Genomic DNA, 17191 nt, shown 5'->3' with positions numbered 1-17191 from the left:
AGGTTGCGACCTTGTACTAGACGGGTTGGAGGCCATGCTCAAGCTCATCGTGCGGGCAGAGACATGAGCCCGCCGCCGCGGGTTCACAAGGCGGAGCAGGTGGACTGGACCAGAGCAAAAAGAGTAGGGGACAGACAGTGCGCTTGCCCGGAGCAGTTGCCAAGCCTATGCCGTGAAGCCTGGCGCTTGAGGTTCATCGTCCTGAATGTCTTGCTGGACTTTAGCTGGATTTCCCGGCAAGTCCTGTGGCTATTCTGAATACATCAATCCTCGAGGTTCCGATCATGCGCAGGATAATGCTGTTTATTGCAGCCAGTGTTGTAGCCGGCTGCCAGGCCCCTATGCCAGCAGCCAATCCCGAAATGGCCTGGGTCGACCTGTCGATACCGTTCCCCAACGACCGCCTGCTGCTGGCCGAGCGCTTGGACAAGCAGCGCCTGGATGATGGGCGTTTCTTCCAGGTTTCCCCTGGCAGGCACGACTTGCTCGTGAGGTTCGATTATGAAACTTCGGGTGGTGGTGGCATGAGTATGTTGGGCGGCCCGTCGGTACGCGTTTGTTACCTGACGGTCAGTTACGCTCAATTCACGGCAGGGCAACGCTATGTGCTGGAGGCTCGCTCGATTGCCCTGAACCCTGAGGCACGTTTGTACGATGCCACGGGCAAGATCGTTGCAGAGCTTGGCGAATTCTATTGTTTAATGTGAAACGGATTTCACCGTACGCGCATCAATCGTCGTGCAGCAACTTTGACTTCCTCAAAGTTTGGGTTCGGAAGCGGTGCTAAACGGCTGAGAGCGCAAGGGTTCGGTGAATGCTGACAACGATGCCGGTGATTGCTGAAAAGGTCTAAAGAAGTGACGTTATCCAAATACGCAATTTAACATAATATGCATTATGCGCACATTCGTATTTAAGGCTTGTACCGTGGGCAGTCAGATTTCAAGCCAGACTAGCCCCCTGAAATCGAAAACCCGTCCATTCGTTGACCGAGGTTAACGTCTGCGCAAATCCCCTTGATTAAAATGCGGGCTCCGCACCCTCACGGGGAAAAATGGCATGACGATTATCGTAACTGGCGCCGCGGGCTTTATCGGTAGCAATCTTGTTCAGGCGCTCAACCATCGCAATGAAACCGAAATCATCGCCGTCGACGACCTGACCGATGGCGACAAATTTCGCAACCTGGCCTGCAGCGAAATTTCGGACTACCTGGACAAGGACGATTTTCTCGAGCGCTTCAGCCGTGGCCAGTTCGGCAAGGTGCGCGCCGTGCTGCACCAAGGCGCATGCTCGAGCACCGTCGAAGCTGACGGTCGTTTCATGATGGATAACAACTACCGGTTCAGTCGTGAGCTGCTGGCGGCTGCCCAGCAACAGCAGATCGCGCTTTTATATGCATCGTCGGCAGCCGTCTACGGCGCCGGACAGGACTTTCGTGAACAGCGCGAATGTGAGCGCCCGCTGAATGTCTATGGCTATTCAAAGTTCCTGTTCGATCAACAGGTACGTCGGCAGCTGTCGGTTGCACGTAGCCAGATCGTCGGTTTGCGTTATTTCAACGTCTACGGGCCCCACGAACAGCATAAAGGCGCCATGGCGTCTGTGGCCCTGCACTGCTTCAACCAGTACCAGGCCAACGGCAAAGTCAGCCTGTTTGGCAGTTATGGCGATTATCCGAACGGTGGCCATCTGCGTGATTTCGTCTCTGTTGAAGACGTGGTCAAGGTCAACATGTTCTTCCTCGATCACCCGCAGCTGAGTGGCATCTTCAACGTTGGCAGTGGCCGCGCCCAACCATTCAATGATGTGGCCTTGGCTGTGATCAATCGGCTGCGCGAGCGGCAAGGCCAACCCACGTTGTCACTTGAAATGGCCTTGCTGGAAGGCATTCTGGAGTACGGCGAATTTCCTGAACATTTGCGTGGCAAGTACCAGTGTTACACCTGTGCCGACCTGAGGCGCTTGCGCGCTGTCGGTTACACGGCACCCACTTTGGCAGTCCAGCAAGGTGTGGCACGTTACTGCGACTGGTTGCAAGGTATCCAGGGGTCGCCGCCTTCCCCAATCAAGCAAGTGGCTTAATATTGCGAGGAATTACACAATTCGGGTATTTTCAGCTCATTCATAGCTATTTGTTGGTTGGTTATTAGCGATAACTACACTAAAAAGTCATTTAGTGTAGTTATGCTTGGCGCCTGTGAACTCATGCCTGGAAACTGCCAAACCCCTGCTTTTTCATGTCATTGGGCAAAGTGCAAATTCCTTTCTAGTATTAATGCGTTGCAGCGTTTTAGTCGTGCGTCCCGACGTCTCTCGAGAAGGAACCGAGAATGCCCATGCCTCGCTTTGCCCGTCATAGCCTGCCCTTGCTTGTGGCCTTGACCTGCCTTACCGCCCACGCCGAACAGGAGGTTCCGGCCGACGGCTCATCACCGATTCGCGTACTGCTCGCAGCCGAGCTGGAAACCACCCTGTCGAGCCAGATGAACGGCACTTTGGGTGAACTGAAGACCCGCTTTGGCGAACGGGTCGCCAAAGGCGCCACCCTCGCCCGCTTCAACTGCAATGAGGCACAGGCGCGGGGCAAGGTGGCGGTAGCCGAACTGGCCATGGCCCGGCAGAACCTGGAAGCCAAGAAGCAACTGCGCAAGCTCGATGCAGTGGGCGATATCGAGGTGGCAGCAGCCAACACCGAAGTCCAGAAGGCCGACGGCGCCCGCGCCATGGGCGAAGCACAGATGAGTTATTGCCTGGTGCAGGCACCCTTCTCCGGCCATGTCGCCAAGGTCTACGTAAAGCCTTACCAGACCGTCAGCGCCGGTACCCCTTTGTTCGACCTGGTCAGCGATGGCGCCCTAAAAGTACGTTTGAACGTGCCTTCCAGTCAGCTCAAGACCCTCAGCCCGGGCCAGCCGCTGGAAGTGCAAGTGCACGAAACTGGCAAGACCTACCCGGCCAAGATCAGCGTGATCAATGCCAGGGTCGACGCAGTGGCGCAGACCGTAGAGCTGGAAGCACGCTTCGACCAGGCTTTTCCTGAGCTGATGGCGGGCATGAGCGGCACGGCGCGGTTTGCGCCATGACCGTGAACCAGCCTCTGCCCCACCCACAGCTGTTGTTGCAGCTGGACGCCCTGCGAGACAAAGCCATGGCCGCCGAGTCGTTGAATGCCCTGGCGTTCAGCATGGCCAACGATCTTTACCCATTGCTGCCCTTCCACCAGGCGCTGGTCTGGCGGCAAGGCAAGGGCGGGCTCGAGCTGCTGTGCGTGTCTGGCCTTGCGCGTCCCAGCGAAGACTCGCCCTACCTGGTCTGGCTCAAGCGTGCCAGCCGCTGGCTGGCCAGCCACCTGAGCGATGAAAAGCCCGTCTGGCTGACCGAGGCCACGGCTGCACCACCGCCTGACATCGCCGAGGGCTGGGCCGAGTGGTGGCCTGCCGGCCTTTGCTGCATACCGCTGCACACCCCGGCCGGTGAACGCTTGGGGCTGCTGGTGCTGCTGCTGGAGGAGGCCCCGCCGGCGGCGCTGTACCAGCACCTGGACGGCCTGACCCGCACCTGGGCCTATTGCTGGAGCGCGCTGACCCGTCGTCAGCGCCTTGGCCGCTGGCGCCCCAGCCGCCGCCAGGTGCTGCTGACCGTGCTGCTGCTCGCCGGGCTGTTACTGGTGCCAGTACGCCAGAGCGCCCTGGCACCGGCGCAGATCGTCTCGCGCCAGGCGCAGATCGTCAGCTCGCCGATCGACGGGGTGATCAGCCAGGTGCACGTGCGCCCCAACCAGCCGGTGGAAGCAGGCACACCACTGTTCAGCCTTGATGAAACCACCTTGCGCAGCCGTGCCGATGTGCTCGCCAAGGAAGTTGCGGTGGCCGATGCCGAACTGCTAGCCGCCAGCCAGCGCGCCTTCGACAACCCGCAAAGCCAGGGCGAGCTGACCTTGCTGCAAGGCCGCGCCCAGCAGCGCCGGGCCGAACTGGCAGCAGTGCAGGCGCAGCTGCTGCGCACCCAGGTACTGGCGCCACGGGCCGGGGTGGCGGTGTTCAGCGACCCCAACGACTGGCTCGGCAAGCCGGTGTCGACCGGCGAGCGCATCATGCAGGTAGCCGACCCGGCGCAACCGGCCATGCAGATCCAGCTGGCCGTGGCCGACGCCATTGCCCTTGAGCCCGGCGCCGAGGTCACGCTGTTCCTCACCGCCTACCCGCTCAGCCCGCTGCGCGGCAAGATCCTCGAAACCAGCTACCAAGCCAGGCCGGCGGACGACGGCGTGGTGGCCTACCGCCTGCTGGCAAGCATCGACGAACAGGCAGAACACGCTCGGCTTGGCCTGCACGGCACCGCCAAGCTGCATGGCGGCCGGGTCATGCTCGGCTACTACCTGCTGCGCCGGCCGTTGGCCAGCCTGCGTGCTTGGAGTGGCTGGTGATGCTCGACCCTGCCGACCTGCCGCTGCCGCCGCTACGCGAGGACCTGCGCCTGTGCGAGGCCGCCGACAACAATGCCGGCGAGCCGGCCTGGATGATCCACGACACGGTGGTCAACCGCTTCTATCGCATCGGCTGGCTGGAGTTCGAGTGCTTGTTGCGCTGGGGCCAGTCGCCACGCCAGATCAGCGAACAAGTGTCACGCGACAGCGCGCTCAACCCTGATGTGGAACAAGTGCTGGAGCTGCGCGCATTCCTTGAGCAGCACCACCTGCTACGCCCGGGCAGCGAGCAACTCAGCCGGCTGCAGGCGCAAAGCGAGGCACGCACCTGGTCGAGCTGGCGCTGGTGGCTGCACCACTACCTGTTCTTCCGCATTCCGCTGCTGCGTCCGCAAGTGGCGCTGCAGCACCTGGCCAAGGCACTGGGCTGGCTGTTCCATCCGCTGACCGGGCTGCTGGTGGTTGGCCTAAGCCTGCTGGGCATCGTCCTGGTCATGCAGCAATGGGACAGCTTCACCCATGCGGTGGTGGAATCGTTCTCCAGCGAGGGCCTGCTGAGCTTCGCCCTGGCGCTGGCCGTCGCCAAGACCTTGCATGAACTTGGCCATGCCCTGGTCGCTACGCGGCTGGGGCTGCGAGTCGGGCATATGGGCGTGGCCTTCCTGGTGCTGTGGCCGATGCTGTATACCGACACCGGCGAAAGCTGGAAGCTCAAGCGCCCCCGTCAGCGCCTGGCGATCGCCTCGGCGGGTATCGCCACCGAACTGTCCCTCGCGGGGCTGGCGACCCTGGGTTGGGCGCTGTGCGATGACGGCGCCCTGCGCAATGCACTGCTGTACCTGGCGACCACCAGCTGGGTGCTGTCGCTGGCGCTCAACGCCAGCCCGTTCATGCGCTTTGACGGCTATTTCATCCTCAGCGACCTGCTCGACTTCCCCAACCTGCACGAACGCGCCTCGGCGCTGGCCAGGGTCGCCCTGCGGCGCAGCCTGCTGGGCATGCAAGAAGCCTGGCCCGAACCATTCCCCAATGGCCAGCGGCGGTTGCTGGTGGCATTCGCCTTTGCCACCTGGCTGTATCGCCTGGTGCTGTTCCTGGGCATCGCCGTGGCGGTGTACCTGTTCTTCTTCAAACTGCTGGGGATCGTCCTGTTCATGGTTGAAATCGCCTGGTTCATCGCCTTGCCGGTGAAGCGTGAGCTGAGCCACTGGTGGCAGCATCGCGCGCGCATTCCGGTACGGCGCAAACAACTGTTCTACGTGTGCCTGGGGCTGGTTGTACTGGCGTTGGCGGTCCCTTGGCACAGCCAGGTGGATGCCGTGGGCGTGGCCCGCGCCGAACAGCAACTGCGGGTCTACACGCCCTACCCTGCGCGCCTGCAAAGCCTGCGCGCACAAGGCCAGGTCAAGGCCGGCGAGGTGCTGGCGGTGCTCGACGAGCCCGACCTGGATTCGCGCATGCGCAGCAGCGAAGCCACCGCCCGCAGCTACCAGGCGCGCCTGTCTGGCCTGCTGGCCGACCCGGCCGGGTTGAGCGTGGACGCCGCTACCCAGCAACGCTTGAGCGTGCAGAACGAGGAGGCCCGTGCCGCCCGCAGCGAGATCGCCCGCCTCAACCTGCAAGCGCCGTTCGCCGGCCTGTGGTTGGACCGCGATCCGGACTGGCTGCCGGGCCAGTGGGTCAACCGCCAGGAGCCTCTGGGTATCTTGATCGACCCCAGCCACTGGCAGATCGATGCCTACGTGGCCCAGGACCAGGTGCACCACCTGGCCGTCGGCAACCCCGTGCGCTTCTACCCCGATGGGCAGGCCAGCGCCTTGCACGGCAAGGTCCTGGCCATCGGCAGCACCCGTGCCAATCAACTGACACACCGCATGCTGTCTTCGCATTTCGGCGGGCCGGTACCGACCGGGTCGCAACCTCTGGTGCCGAGCAATGCCGTGTTCCAGGTACTGATCGCGCTGGATGAACCTCCGGCCACACTTCACGAAACACGGGGCAAGCTGAAAATCGAAGGGCAACGGCGCAGTGTGCTGGGCGAACTGGGCACCTGGCTGATGGCGGTGGCGTGGCGCGAGAGCGGGTTCTGACGGCAAGCAGCCGCGCAGGCCGCTCGTTCCCCACGTGCACCAAAATGGAATTTTCCGACTACGCTTGCTCTACCCAGAATCTGGCGTCGAGCTTGTGAGCAGGTATTGATCATGGACAGAAAAAGCAGAGCCAGTCTTGCCAGTGTATTGCGCCCACGGTCGCAGGCCCTGGCCCTTGAACAACGCATCCTGTTCGACGGTGCCGCCGCTGCGGCCGTCGACCAGCAGCACACGGACCCCAGCCACGCGCAGGGCAACGACACCGCTCACCCCGCCCCCACCGCGAGTGAAGCGCAGACCACGGCCGCACCTGCCGCCCAGCCGCGTAACCTGGTGGTGATCGACGCCCGCGTGGAAAACCGCGACCAGCTCACGGCCAACCTCCCGGCCGGCACCACCGCATTGGTGGTGGACGCGGGCCAGGACGCCATCGCGGCCATCAGCAATGCCCTGGCGCATCTGGGCAAGGTCGATTCCATCCAGGTGTTCTCCCACGGCGCCGCTGGCCAGTTCACCCTGGGCAACCAGGTGTTCAACCAGCAATCCGTCGAACAGCTGGGCGAGCGCCTCAGTGCCTGGCGCAGCGAGCTCAACGCCGGCGCCGATATCCAGCTGTACGGTTGCGATATCGGTGCCGGCAGCAGCGGCCAGGCGCTGGTCGACCAGCTGGCACTCTGGACTGGCGCCGACGTCGGTGCCTCGAACAATGCCACCGGCAGCGCGCTCGCCGGTGGTGACTGGCGCCTTGAGGTCAGCCACGGCGATGTGGACAAGTCCATCGCCCTGGCCGCCTCCACCCTGGCCAGCTTCGACGGCCTGCTGGCCGATGCCAGCCCCACCGCCAGCCTCGGCAGCGGCGGCGCCTCGGTGCAACTGGGCGAGCAGTTCACCTTTACTGTCAGCTTCACCAACCCCTCGACCCAGGAAGGCTACGCCCCTTACATCGACCTGTTCATGCCGGCCACCGGTCGCGACGGCAACGATGGCGCAAGCTTTGTCTCCGCCACCTACCTGGGCCGGGCGGTCAACAGCTTCGTCATCACCTTCGATGCCAACGGCAATGCCAGCCACCCAGTGGCCAAGGATGCCAGTGGCAATGCCTTGGTAATCAACGCTGCCAGCGTCGGTATGAAGCCGGGCGACCAGATGGTGGTGCTGCAACTGCCCTATGCCAGTGTGACCAATGGCCAGCCCAGCATCGACATCCAGATCACCGGGTTGCTCAGCAACCTGGCCGACACCCACTATTCCGACGGCGCGCCCAACCTGACCATCAATGCCCGCGCCGGCTTCGAATACGGTAACGATTCGCTGAACAACCCGGTGCAGGACCCAAGCCTGGTGGAAACCTCGCTGCACAGCTTCATCGTTACGCCGACACTGCTCAAGGTCACGCAAACGGTCAACATGCCCGAAGGCGAAACTGTCACCGGCCCCAACTACACCCGTACCCAGACAGTGACCGTGACCCCGGCCCCCGGCCAGACCCTGACCAACGTCACGGTGACCCAGACCGTACCCGACCAGGTCCATGTCAGCGCCATTACCCCAGGCCCGGGCGGCACCCTGGCCTCGATTACCCTGCACGACGGCACGGTACTGACCAACCCGGCGCTGATTGCCGCGGCACTGGCCAACCCCGACGCCTTCGTGGCCAGCTATGACATCCACTACGACACCCTGAGCGCGGCCAGCGAAACCCAGGTCAGCTTCTACGTGCCGGAAATCGACGCCAACGGCCGCCCGGTACTCGACCCAACCACGGGTAACCCGGTCACCATCACCTTCGGTACCGCCAGTGTCACCGGTGCCTGGAACCCGCTCGATCCACGTGATCGCCCCACCGACCCGAATGGGTACCCGTTCAGCGAAACCGGGAATGGCCAGGGCATCACCTTCGTCGCCAAGTCCATCACCCTGCTCAAGCAGGTCAACTTGCAGAACGACGTCGGCAGCCCGGGCCTGACCCCCGGTGACACACTGCGCTACACCATGGATGTGGCCATTTCCGACTTCTTCGCGTTCGGCGAGAACATCCTCGAGCAGGGCCAGTTCACGGTCACTGACCAACTCAGTGACGGCCAGACCTTCAGCCTGACCAATCCGCCTACCCTACTATTGCAGGGTAACGGCACCTCGTTGAGCATTGCCTTGGTCTATACCCAGACAGTCAATGCAGACGGCAGCACAACCCTGGTGTTCGACATCGCCGAGTCCATCCGCCAGGCAGTAGCCGGCCCAGGTGTGGCGGCACTGTTCGGAGACCTCTACGACGATGACGTGCAGAACGGTGCCACTACCCTGCGCATCGTCTATGACGCCACGATCGACACCACCTACACCACCGACCACCCGCCCCACGACCAGCTCAACGAAGGCGACAGCGTCGGCAACAACGCAACCGTAGCCGCCACCGTACTGCGTGATGCGCTGAACATCGGCGGCACCCAGACCGACGGCTCCAGCACCCTCAGCACCATCGAGACCTCCACGGTCGACATCGAACTGACCCAGGTCAACGGTGGCGCCCCACCCAGCAACGGCGAACTGCGCCCCGGCGATGTGGTGACCTTCACCATCAGCTATGACCTGCTGGTGGCCGACTACGAAAACTTCAAGCTCACCGCCTACCTGCCCCTGCCCTTGCTCAATGCCAGCGGTATCAACTGGAGCGTCGGCAGCGGTGTCGGGCAGTGGAGCTTCGGCAGCGGCAACACCATCCTCGACGTGCCAGACAGCGTCACCAGCGGCCCCGGCAACTCGATCATCTTCGACTTTGGCAACTACGTTTCCAACGGCCTGAACGGCGGCACGGTGCAGGTACGCTTCACCATGGTGGTCGGTGACCAGCCGTTCGCCGACCAGCGTGAACTCGACGTGCTGGCGCAGTCGAGCCAGACCACCACGGTAGACAAGACCGTACTCACCTCCTCGGACGTGGCGGTGATCGAATCGGTGGCCGAGCCCGTGCTGGACATCAAGCACGGCGTGGTTTCCAGCAGCAACGGCACGGTCACCGGCACCACCGGCAGCTGGAACGCCCCCGGCACCAGCGGCGTACCGTTCAACGGCAGTGTCACCAGCCTGGCGGCAGTGGACGGCAATGTCAGCGGCATCGACGGCGCCGATACCCTGCGCCTGGCCACCGCCCTGAAAAACAGCGGTGGCGGCGGTGCCTACGATGTCAGCACCAGCATCACCCTGCCCTCCGGCCTGGCGTTCGTCGGCGGCAGCCTGGCTGCAGCCAACCTGCAGATCCACCGGGGCGATGGCACCTTGCTGGTGGCCGGCACCGACTACAGCGTCAACGGCACCACCATCACCTTCCTCGACGCCAACGGCCAGGCCACCCTGCTGGCCGGCCGCGCGGGCACTGCCGCCGACCTCTCCGGCGCCAACCTGGTGGTGATCACCTACGACGTCAGCGTCGACAATGCCATCCTCGCCTCCAGCACCCTGCAAAGCAGCGCTGCGCTCACCTACTACGCCAGCGTCAACGGTGGCCAGGACTTCACCCCCACCGACCTGGTCGAGGTCGCCAACCAGCAGGTGGCCGCACCCGGCATCACCAAGACCTACCAGGACGGCAGCCTCAGCAGCGACGATTCCAGCGCCACGCACACCAGCGGCAGCAACCTGGTGATTGGCGAAAGCATGACCTACGACATCGTCGTCACCCTGCCAGAAGGCGTGACCAGCAACCTGCGCATCAACGACCTGATTCCGCCCGGCCTGCGCCTGGACCCACGTTTCAACGGTAACCTCGGCTACCAGATCATCACCACGGTGGCCGGCAGCGCGGCACTGACGGCCGACTTCAACGGTACCGTCAGCGTCAACCCGATGACCCCGGACGGCAGCGATGGCGCCGACCTGCAGCTGGTGTTTGCCAGCGCGCGCGCCAATGCCGACAACCTCACCGGCAACAACAGCTTCGTCATCCGCCTGGTGCTGGTTGCCAGCAACGTCACCGGCAACCAGCAAGGCACCACCCTGAGCAACGGCGCTCAGCTGGTGTACAGCGACCCGGACGGCGACACCCCCAACGGCAGTGCCCCGCTGGAGCGCAGTGTCAACAGTGCGCAACAACCCAGCGTGACCATCGTCGAGCCAACGCTCACGGTCACTCAGCAAATCACCTCGACGCCGGTTTTTGGCGGTTACGAAGATGGCGACGTGGTCGATTTCCAGATCGTCATCACCAATACCTCAGGCACCGACGCCTTCGACATCAGCCTGCTGGACGGCCTGCCCACCGAGCTGAGCGGCGTCATCCTGACCAATGTCACCTACAGTGGTGGCGCGACCAACCATGGCGGCGCCGACTTCATCATCCAGGGTGGCCGGCTGATCAGCGTCAGCGGGGCCAACATCGACATCGCCAACGGCGGGAGCATCGTCCTGCAACTGACCGGCACGGTGAATGACACGGCAGCCGGCGAAGCAGCATTCGCCAACGCCGTGGAGGTACGCTGGACTAGCCTGGACGGCAGCAACAACACCGTCGACACTACCAATGGCGAACGCAGTGGCGAGGATGGCCCGCTCAATGGCGGCGCCTTGAACGACTATCGGCTGGCGTCGTTGCTGACCTTCCAGGTCAGCAACGGTGTACGCATCTCCCGGGTCGGCGGCGTTGCCGACACGGCACCCGCCACCAACACCAGCGGGGCGACCGACACCAGCGGCATTTCCGAAAACGTGGTGGTCGGCGAAATCATCCGCTACCGCGTAGCGGTACTGGTGCCCACCGGCGACAACCCGGACTACCAGATCCGCATCGAGCTGGCCGCAGGCCTGGAGTTCATTCCCGCCAGCCTCAACAACATCCTGATTGCGTTCCTTTCCAATACCCCTGCCGGGTTGACCACCGATGCCCTCGACCTGATCAGCAGCGGTACCCTGAGCATGGCGGGTAACGAGCTCAGCGACGTGGCCCAGGGCATCCACGCAGATTTGTCCGGCGCGGCCCCAACAGGGGTGTTCGACATCAACAACGGGCGCCTGGTCATCACCACCAACGCCGATGGCAGCCAGACCGTCACCTTCAGCCTGGGCAACCTGACCAACAACGAACTGAACGACCCCGATGTCGAAGGCGTGGTGCTGGAGTTCAACGTGCGCGTCAGCAACGTGGCCAGCAACCAGGCCGGCGCCAACCTGGGCGTTTCCGCCCATGAGCACGTCGGCCTCAACGGCGGTGTCGACCGGGGCAAGAGCGACACGGTGTTCGAACGTGTGGTCGAGCCTAACTTCACCAGCCTGGACAAACGCGTCATCGACGTGGCGCCCGGCAACGGCAGCACCAACGCCACGGTATCGGTGAGCTTCACCCAGAACGGCGAAGTACCGGCCTACAACACCCACCTCGCCGACCAGTTCCCCGGCGGCAGCAATTACCAGGTGCAGAGCATCCTGCTCAACGGCGTGGCACTGGACCTGGCCAACCTGCCAGCCGGCATCAGCTTCAACGATGGCACGGCGATCGCGCTGGACTTCGCGCGCCTGGCGGTCAACGACAGCGTGCAGGTGATCTACACCGTCACCCTGCCCAACGTCACCATCGCCGATAACGCGGCCAGTGCCGCGGTACTGACCTGGACCAGCCTGCCCACCGACTTCGAGGCCAGCGGCTGGGGTGGCTCGCTGCCCGCCAGCGCAGGCGGGGCCACAGGTGAACGCACCGGCCAGGACGGCGCCAGCGGCCTGAACAACTACATCCTCAGCGAGGGTGCCGGCATGGGTGTGGTCCAGGGCACGTTGTGGGACGACACCCGCAGCGCAACCAACAGCGTCACCCCCGACGGCCCTGGCCTGGACGGCATCGGTGTGACCTTGACCTGGGCCGGCGACGACGGCCAGTTCGGTACCGCCGACGACCGCGTCTTCACCACCACCACGGCCAATGGCGGCCAGTACCAGTTTGCCCTGCTGCCCTCCGGCAGCTACCTGGTCGTGGTGGCGCAGGACCACGCCGCTGCGGCCAACAACCATTTCCGCCTGCGTATCGACACCGACACCGGCACTGCAGCGGGCGGGCTGGGCAGCATCAACCTGAGCCTGGGCGAAGGCACCACTGGCACCGCCGATGCCGGCTACGTGCACCTGAACGAAGCGCCGGTCAACACTGTTGCCGACCAGCAGGGGCTGGAAGACACCGTGCTGCACCTCACCGGCCTGTCTATCAGCGACGTGGATGTCAATGGCAACACCACCAACGGGGTAATGACCATCACCCTGTCGGTGCTGCACGGCGTGCTCTGGCAGTCGGCAACGCCACCTGCAGCGAACGCCACGCCACCGGCCGGTGCCGGGCGCAGCCTGGTGCTGACCGGTACCCTGAGCGAACTGAACGCACTGCTGGCGCAGCTGTATTACAAGGGCGACCAGGACTTCAACACCGCCAAGACCGCCGAAACCTTGACCATGGTCACCAACGACCAGGGCAACTTCGGTGACCACCCGCTCAACGGCGACGGCATCCCCGGGCAGAACCCCGCCGATGCGCTGACTGACACCGACGTGATGAACATCGTCCTCACCCCGGTCAACGACGCCCCCATCGCCAATGCCGACCTGGCAATCGCAGTGGAGGCCGGGGGCTTCAACAACGGCGACCCGGGCGTCAACCCGACCGGCAACGTGCTGGCCAACGACACCGACGTCGATATCCAGACCAACGGCGATGTGCTCACCGTCACCCGCATCGCCAACAACCTGACACCGGGCGGTGTGGCCGTCAGCGCCAATGGCATCACCGCGTTGCAGGGGTTGTACGGCATCCTGGTGATCAGGCCCAATGGCGGCTTCCAGTACATCGTCGACAACAGCAACCCGGCGGTGCAGGCGCTGCGCACGTCTGGCCAGTTCATCAGCGAATTCTTCGACTACTCGATCGTCGACACCGGTGGCCTGACCAGCAACGCGGTGCTGCAGATCAACATCCACGGCGCCAACGACACACCGATCGCCCACGGCGACACCGGTACTGCCATCGAGGCCGGCGGCACCAACAATGGCACGCCCGGCGCGGACGCCGTCGGCAATGTGCTGGACAACGACACCGATGTCGACTCGGTGGCACTGGGCGAAACCAAACAGGTCACGACCATTCGCTTCGACGGCCCCGGTGGCGGTCGAATCATCCCGCTGCCCAGTGGCGGCTCGACGACCATGCTGGCCAATTTCGGTACCCTGACCATCAACACCGACGGCAGCTACCGCTACGTGGTCGACAACAGCAACGCTGCGGTCCAGGCGCTTTCCCCGGGCCAGACCCTGGTCGAGCAGTTCAGCTACCAGATGGCCGATGCCGGTGGCCTGAAATCGATCAGCGTCCTGGTGATCACCATCCAGGGTGCCAACGACGCACCGGTGGCCGTGGACGATCATGGCACTGCCACGGCCGGTTCCAGCGACGGCGTCACCACGCCAGTCAATGCCAGCGGCAACGTTATTACCGGTAACGGCGGCGTGGGCGCGGATACCGACGTCGACAACCTCGACCAGCCGACGGCCACCCAGCTCAAGGTCGACGGCGTGCGCAGCGGCCTGGAAAGCAGCGGTGGCGCGCTCAGCCCAGTCACTGGCACAAGCCCCGGTTCGATCATCGGCAGCGTCGCCAGGCTGGCCGACAACAGCCTGATCAGCGGCAACTTCGGCCAGCTGACGCTCAACGAGGACGGCACCTACACCTTTGTCGTCAACAGCGCCGACCCGGCCATCCGTGCCCTGGCAGCCGGGCAAAGCCTGGACGTGATCTTCACCTACCAGATTCACGACAGCGGCGGGCTGACCGACCAGGCGCAGCTGGTGATCACCGTCACCGGGGTCAACGACCCGCCCGTGGTAAACGCAGTCAGCGTCGCCGCCGTCGAGGCTGGCGGGCTTAACAACGCCATCCCCGGCATCGACCCCAGCGGCAACATCCGCGCCGCCTACAGCGACCCGGAAGGCGATACCCTGACCATCAGCGGCGTACTCAGCCCGACGGGTGCCAATGGCATCGTCGGGCAACCGCTCGCCGGCAACTACGGCACCCTGACCCTGGACAGCCAGGGCAACTACCGCTACGTGGTGGACAACAGCAACAGCGCCGTACAGGCCCTGCGCACCGACGCCGACCGGCTTACCGATGTGTTCCAGTACAGCGTCAGCGATGGCAACGGCAAGACCGTCACCGCCACCTTCAGCGTGGTCATTCACGGCCGCAACGACACGCCCATCGCCGCCAACGACACCGCTATCGCCGTCGAGGCCGGCGGTGTCAACAACGGCACGCCGGGCCAGCCTGGCAGCGGCAATGCCCTGGCCAATGACCAGGACGTCGATGCCGGTGACAGCAAGACCCTGGACGGCATCTACCTGGGCACGCTGGCCGCCGGCGGCACCTTCGTGCAGGTCAATGCCGGCGCCACCGCGGTGGCCGGCAACTACGGCACACTGAGCATCGATGGCAACGGTAACTACGTCTACACCGTCAACGACAGCCTGGCCGCCGTGCAGGCGCTCAAGGCCGGCCAAAGCCTGGTGGAAACCTTCAGCTACCGCATGCACGACACCGCCGGCGCCAGCTCGCAGGCACAGATCGTCATCACCATCGAGGGGCGCTACGACACCCCGGTGGCCCATGATGACCTGGCCTATGCAGTGGCCACCGACGACGATGGCAATGGCGGGCGCAACCCCACGGGCAACGTGCTGAACAACGACACCGACGTCGATGCCAACGACAGCAAGACCGTCACCGCCATAGGCATGGGCGCCGAAAGCAGCAACCCAAGCCTCGACCCGCTGAACGGCAGCAGCACCCTCATCAGCCAGTACGGCACGCTGACGATCAATGCCGACGGCAGCTACCGCTTCGTGGTCGACTCCAGCAACCCCGACATCATCGCCCTGGGCCCGCTGGGTTTCGTCATCCAGCACTTCACCTACCAGGTCACCGACGGTGGAGGCCTGAGCGATACCGCCACCCTCTTCGTGCTGATCCGCGGCGAAAACCAGCCACCGGTCGCCAACCCGGACCAGGGCCTGGCCATCGAAGCCGGCGGCCTGGACAACGCCATCCCCGGCAGCAACCCGGCCGGCAATGTGATGGACAACGACAGCGACCCCGACACCATCAACATCATCATCCCGGAAACCCTCGAAGTACTGGCGTTCTGGAGCGGTGATGGTCCGTTGCCCGGCAACCCGACGGGCGTTGGCCAGACCCTGCGCGGCCAGTACGGCGACCTGACGCTGAACGCCGACGGCAGCTGGCAGTATGTGCTGGACAACAGCCTGGCGGCGGTGCAGGCACTGCGCGCCAGCGGCCAGACCCTGACGGACAACTTCACCTACCTGCTCACCGACGTCTGGGGCGGCACCACCAATGGCCTGCTGACCATCACCATCGATGGCCGCAACGACTTCCCGGTGGCCAGCGACGACACCGCTGCCGCTGTCGAAGCCGGCGGCGTCAATAATGGCAGTGGCGGCGTCGACCCGCGCGGCAACGTGCTGGACAACGACACCGACGTCGACGGCGTACAGTACGGCGAAACCAAGACAGTGCTGCAGTACACCGCTGAAAACGGCCAGACCGCCAGCGCCGGCCAGTTGCTGCAAGGGTTGTATGGCACGCTGCTGATCAATGCCGATGGCAGCTACCTGTACACCGTCGACAACGGCAACCCCACCGTGCAGGCCATGCGCAGCGCCAGCGAATCACTGCGTGAAGTGTTCACCTACCGCATGCGCGACACCGCCGGCGCCACCTCCGATGCGCGCCTGACGGTGACCATCCAGGGCAACAACGACAACCCGGTGGCCCGCGACGACAGCAACACGGCCAGCGACCAGGTGCCAGCGCCGCACACCAGCGGCAACGTGCTGCCCAACGACAGCGACGTGGACGGTGGCGACAGCCTTACTGTTACCGGCATCCGTACCGGCCAGGAAGGCGCCAGCGGTACCGCCGGGGTGATCGGCCAACCCATCGCCGGCCGTTACGGCACCCTGGTGCTCAATGCCGACGGCAGCTACACCTACACCATCGACCTGAGCAACCCCGAAGTGCTGGCAGCTGCCGGCCTGGGGCAGGTGCTCAAGGATTACTTCACCTACACCATCAGCGACCTGGCCGGCGCCACCGACCAGGCCCAGCTGACCATTACCCTGGACATTTCCACGCCGTACATCACACCACCAGGCCCGTACCTGGACCGCGACAGCCAGGGTAACTACGCCAACCTGCCGCTGCCGGATGTGACCCCGGCGATCTATGTGGCACCGGTGGTGGAGCGGGTCAACCAGAACCTGACCCTGTCGGCGTGGGGGGCCGACGGCAGCAACGTGCAGCTGTTCGCCACCCCGGAGATCGAAAGCCAGTCGCTGGGTGCCCAGCTCGGCCTGGTCAACGGCCAGTTCGTCGCCCAGGCGGTGGCCAGCAGCCGCCTGGCCAGCGCCGAGGACAAGAACTGGATCGACGGCCGCCAGGGGGTCATCAGCCTGACCGCCGATGGCTTGCTGCCGGACCCTTCATTGTGGGCGCCGCTGCCGCGCGACATGGTGCCAGAGCAACCTGCAAAACCGGCAAGCGGATTACGCGCGCAGCTGCGCGAAGCCGCTCAACGTCGCGGCAGCAATGCCCGCTGATGCCGAAGCCTTATCACGGATTGACCAAGGA

6 protein-coding genes are annotated in these 17191 nt (G+C 64.2%); all 6 read left to right on the top strand.

The features are described 5' to 3' along the window. The first annotated feature begins 284 nt into the window (after window positions 1–284). The 6 genes from BUQ73_RS12275 (at window position 285) to BUQ73_RS12250 (ending at window position 17160) form a co-directional block, all read left to right on the top strand. Window positions 285–707 carry a hypothetical protein gene (locus BUQ73_RS12275; protein ID WP_079228167.1) on the top strand — a complete coding sequence of 141 codons (423 nt, stop codon included), beginning with the start codon at window positions 285–287 and terminating at the stop codon, window positions 705–707. 352 nt (window positions 708–1059) lie between these two features. Then, window positions 1060–2085 (top strand): ADP-glyceromanno-heptose 6-epimerase, encoded by a 1026-nt coding sequence (gene rfaD / locus BUQ73_RS12270; protein ID WP_079228166.1) that lies wholly within the window; start codon window positions 1060–1062, stop codon window positions 2083–2085. A gap of 248 nt (window positions 2086–2333) precedes the next feature. Beyond that, window positions 2334–3086 (top strand): efflux RND transporter periplasmic adaptor subunit, encoded by a 753-nt coding sequence (locus BUQ73_RS12265; RefSeq protein WP_079228165.1) that lies wholly within the window; start codon window positions 2334–2336, stop codon window positions 3084–3086. After that, complete coding sequence (locus BUQ73_RS12260; protein WP_079228164.1) at window positions 3083–4429, top strand: efflux RND transporter periplasmic adaptor subunit; 1347 nt, start codon at window positions 3083–3085, stop codon at window positions 4427–4429. The genes BUQ73_RS12265 and BUQ73_RS12260 overlap by 4 nt, the downstream gene beginning before the upstream one ends. Continuing rightward, on the top strand, window positions 4429–6519 hold the full coding sequence (locus tag BUQ73_RS12255) for an HlyD family efflux transporter periplasmic adaptor subunit (protein WP_079228163.1): 2091 nt from the start codon (window positions 4429–4431) through the stop codon (window positions 6517–6519). Before BUQ73_RS12260 ends, BUQ73_RS12255 begins: the two co-directional genes overlap by 1 nt. Window positions 6520–6630: 111 nt before the next feature. Next, complete coding sequence (locus tag BUQ73_RS12250) at window positions 6631–17160, top strand: VCBS domain-containing protein (protein WP_079228162.1); 10530 nt, start codon at window positions 6631–6633, stop codon at window positions 17158–17160. Window positions 17161–17191 lie beyond the last annotated feature (31 nt).

Source organism: Pseudomonas putida, from assembly GCF_002025705.1.
GTDB lineage: Bacteria > Pseudomonadota > Gammaproteobacteria > Pseudomonadales > Pseudomonadaceae > Aquipseudomonas > Aquipseudomonas putida_J.
Note: the sequence above shows the minus strand (reverse complement) of the source record. Positions and strands in the feature narration are given on the sequence as shown.